Below are 3,389 nucleotides of genomic sequence, written 5' to 3' on the forward strand. Positions count from 1 at the left end.
CGATTTCTCGGGCATCCGGCTTGCCCTGCTGGAGAAAGTGGCGAACGGCCCGGTCAGCCTCGGCATCCGGCCTGAATTCGTCAAGCTGTCGCCCAGCGGCCGGAGCGGGCTTGCCGGACGCATCGAGCGCCTGGAATTCCTCGGGTCGGAAGTCATTGCCCATTGCCGGCTCGACGCTTCCGGCGACGTCGTCATCGCCAAGCTTGCGCCGCATGAGGCGAGGGAACTGATTGCGGGAATGCCGGTGGGTATCCTTCTGTCCCCCGAACAGGCCATGGTCTTCGGGCCGGAGGGACGGCGGCTGCGTACGGCAAGCGCCGCGCCCGCACGCCAGGAGCCGGCCCATGTCTAGCGTCGCGCTGGCGGGCCGCGCTTCGGATGCAGCGGCACTTCATCGGCGCAGCGATGACCGCACCGCCTGGCTGCTGGCAGCTCCGGCGATCGTGCTGTTGCTGCTGTTCGTGCTGCTGCCGGTGGTTGCCGTCATCTTCCTCGGCTTCACCGATTTCGAACTCGGCTACGGCAAATTTCGCCTGGTCGGCTTCGAGAACTACGCGCATCTGATCACCGATCGAACCTTCCGCAAATCATTGTGGAACACATCGGTCTATACGGCGATCGTGGCGCCGGTCTCGATCATGCTCGGCCTCGGCGTCGCCTTGCTGATCGAAGGCGAACCGCGTGCGCGCGGCTTCTTCCGCACCGTCTATTTCCTGCCGGTGGCGTCGCTGATCGTCGCCATGGCGACCGTCTGGCAATACCTCTTCCATCCGACGATCGGGCCGCTCAACGCGCTGCTTTCGCTCGCCGGCATTCCCGGTCCGAACTGGCTCGGTGCCTCAAACACCGTGCTCTACAGCCTGTCGATCATCGGCATCTGGCAGTCGGTGGGCTTCAACATGGTGCTGTTCCTGGCGGGCCTGACGGCTATCCCGCGCGAACTCTATGCCGCCGCACACGTCGACGGCGCGAAATCGGCGCTCGACCGGTTCTTCCTGGTCACCTGGCCGATGCTCGGACCGACGACGCTGTTCGTCGTCACCATCAGCATCACCAATGCGGTGAAGGTTTTCGAGACCGTGAAGATGCTGACCGATGGCGGCCCCAACAAGGCGTCGGAAGTGCTGCTGTTCACCATCTACCAGGAAGGTTTCGTCTATCTGCGTGTCGGCTACGCCTCGGCGATGACCGTCGTCTTCCTGGCGATCCTGGTCGTGCTGATGCTTCTCCAGTATCGCGTGCTCGACCGACGGGTGCACTACACATGACCAGCATCCCGGCCGGCCGCCTCATCCGCTTCGCGCTGCTTTCGCTCGGCGCGCTGATGATCCTTGCCCCCTATATCTTCATGATCTCGACGGCGGGCAAGACGCAGAGCGACATCTTCACCTCGTCGCTGTCGCTCATCCCCGAGCATTTCTACTTCGCCGAGAATTTCGCCAAGGCGTTTGCCAAGGTGCCGATGGCAACGCTGCTGTGGAACGGCGTCATCGTGTGCGGCCTGATCTTCTTCTTTCAGGTGCTGGTCGCCATCCCTTGCGCCTACGCCATGGCCAAGCTGAAATTCCGCGCGGCGCGATTGATGATGGTGCTGGTCATGCTCGGCCTGCTGGTGCCGATCCACGCCACGGCGCTGCCGCTCTATGTCGCCTTCGACCGGATGTCGCTGTTGAACAGCTACACATCGCTGGTGGCGCCTTTCACCATTTCGGTGTTCGCGATCTTCATGTTCCTGCAGTTCTTCCGCGCCATGCCCGACGATCTCATCCACGCGGCGCGGCTCGACGGCATGTCAGAACTCGGCATCGTCGCGCGCGTCATCGTCCCCAACGCCTGGCCGGCCGTCACCGCCTTCGCGATCTTCTCGGTGGTCGCGCACTGGAACGATCTCTACTGGCCGCTGATCGTCGTCAGCAAGCAGGCCTACGCCACGCCGCCGCTCGGCCTGATGTATTTCCGCGCCGCGGAGGCCGGCGACGACTACGGCGCACTGATGGCCGCAACGCTGATCATCACCCTCCCACTCGTCGTCGCCTTCCTGTTCGCACAGAAGCGCTTCGTCGAAGGCATCACCATGACCGGTCTCAAAGGCTGACCGGGTCGAACCAGGAGCACGAGCACATGAAGCAACTTCCCAGGATTCTTGCGGCGGCGGTCTCGCTGACCTTCGCCCTTCCGGCCTATGCCGACACGACGCTGACGGTTCATTATCCGATGCCCGGCTTCTTCAAGAACGTGATGGACACGATCTCGAAGAAGTTCATGGCAGAAAACCCCGACATCAAGATCCAGTTCGCCAGCCCGTCCGCCACCTATGAGGAAGGCATCCAGACCATCCTTCGCCAGGCCGGCACCGACGAGATGCCCGACATCACCTTCATCGGCCTCAATCGCCTGCGCATGCTGAACGAGCGCGACGTTGCCGTCGATCTTGGCCCGCTGGTCAAGAAGGAAGGCAACATGGCGGAACTCGGTTTCTCCGACACGATCCTGAAGCTGGCGCAAGTCAACGGCAAGCAGGTCGGCCTCGCCTTCGCCACCTCGAACCCGATCATGTATTACAATGCCGACCTGGTGAAGGCCGCCGGCGGCGATCCGGACAACCCGCCCAAGACCTGGGACGAGGTGATCGCGCTCGGCGGCAAGATCAAGGCGCTCGGCAATGGCGTCGACGGCATCGACTTCCGCTGGCAGGGCGACGACTGGATGTTTTCGGCGCTGCTGTTCGGCGCCGGCGGCAAGATGCTGAACGAGGACGAAAGCAAGGTCGCCTTCAATGGGCCGGAAGGCGAGAAGGCCGTCGAGATCCTGGAGCGGATGGTGAAGGAGGGCGGCATGCCGGTCTTCACCAAGCCGGCTGGCGAGCAAGCGTTCGCGGCCGGCAAGGTCGGCTTCGAATTCCAGACCACCGGCGCCCTGGTCAACACCATCAAGAATGTCGGCGACAAGTTCACGCTGCGCACGGCCAAGATCCCGCTGATCGATCCGGTCAACGGCCATCTGCCGACCGGCGGCAACGCCGTGGTCATCCTGACCAAGGACGCGGCCAAGCAGGACGCCGCCTGGAAGTTCGCGAAGTTCGCCGCTGGCCCTTATGGCGCGTCGGTCGTCGTGCCCGGCACGGGCTATGTCCCCAACAACGAACTGGCGGCGAAATCGCCGGAATATCTCGGCGATTTCTACAAGAAGAACCCGCTGTTCCAGGCTGGTCTGAGCCAAATGCCGCTGATGGTTCCGTGGTATGCTTTCCCCGGCACCAACGGTGTGAAGGTGACACAGACCATCGTAGACAATCTGTCGCGGATCGTCGACCAGTCGGCAACGCCCAGGGAGGCGCTCGGCGACGCTGCAAGCGACGTCGAAGGCATGCTGCCCACGCAATAAGGAAG

General features: G+C 63.1%; 4 protein-coding genes. All 4 read left to right on the top strand.

The annotated features are described in order from the left end of the window. The coding region (locus EOA36_RS31275; RefSeq protein ID WP_127280741.1) for a TOBE domain-containing protein at nucleotides 1-352 on the top strand (352 nt) is incomplete at its 5' end. Beyond that, nucleotides 345-1,268 carry a sugar ABC transporter permease gene (locus EOA36_RS31280; RefSeq protein WP_127280742.1) on the top strand — a complete coding sequence of 308 codons (924 nt, stop codon included), beginning with the start codon at nucleotides 345-347 and terminating at the stop codon, nucleotides 1,266-1,268. The genes EOA36_RS31275 and EOA36_RS31280, both read left to right, overlap by 8 nt. Beyond that, nucleotides 1,265-2,095 (top strand): carbohydrate ABC transporter permease, encoded by an 831-nt coding sequence (locus EOA36_RS31285; RefSeq protein ID WP_127280743.1) that lies wholly within the window; start codon nucleotides 1,265-1,267, stop codon nucleotides 2,093-2,095. Before EOA36_RS31280 ends, EOA36_RS31285 begins: the two co-directional genes overlap by 4 nt. 26 nt (nucleotides 2,096-2,121) lie before the next feature. Next, nucleotides 2,122-3,384: an ABC transporter substrate-binding protein gene (locus EOA36_RS31290; RefSeq protein ID WP_127280744.1), complete on the top strand. Its 1,263-nt coding sequence runs from the start codon at nucleotides 2,122-2,124 to the stop codon at nucleotides 3,382-3,384. The last annotated feature ends 5 nt before the right edge of the window (nucleotides 3,385-3,389 follow it).

Source organism: Mesorhizobium sp. M8A.F.Ca.ET.021.01.1.1 (assembly GCF_003998025.1).
In the GTDB taxonomy this organism is placed as follows: domain Bacteria; phylum Pseudomonadota; class Alphaproteobacteria; order Rhizobiales; family Rhizobiaceae; genus Mesorhizobium.

Bases quoted from the DNA above. Each gene is read 5' to 3' on its own strand.
- EOA36_RS31280 (WP_127280742.1), top strand. From the start codon at position 345: ATGTCTAGCGTCGCGCTGGCGGGCCGCGCTTCGGATGCAGCGGCACTT.
- EOA36_RS31285 (WP_127280743.1), top strand. From the start codon at position 1,265: ATGACCAGCATCCCGGCCGGCCGCCTCATCCGCTTCGCGCTGCTTTCG.
- EOA36_RS31290 (WP_127280744.1), top strand. From the start codon at position 2,122: ATGAAGCAACTTCCCAGGATTCTTGCGGCGGCGGTCTCGCTGACCTTC.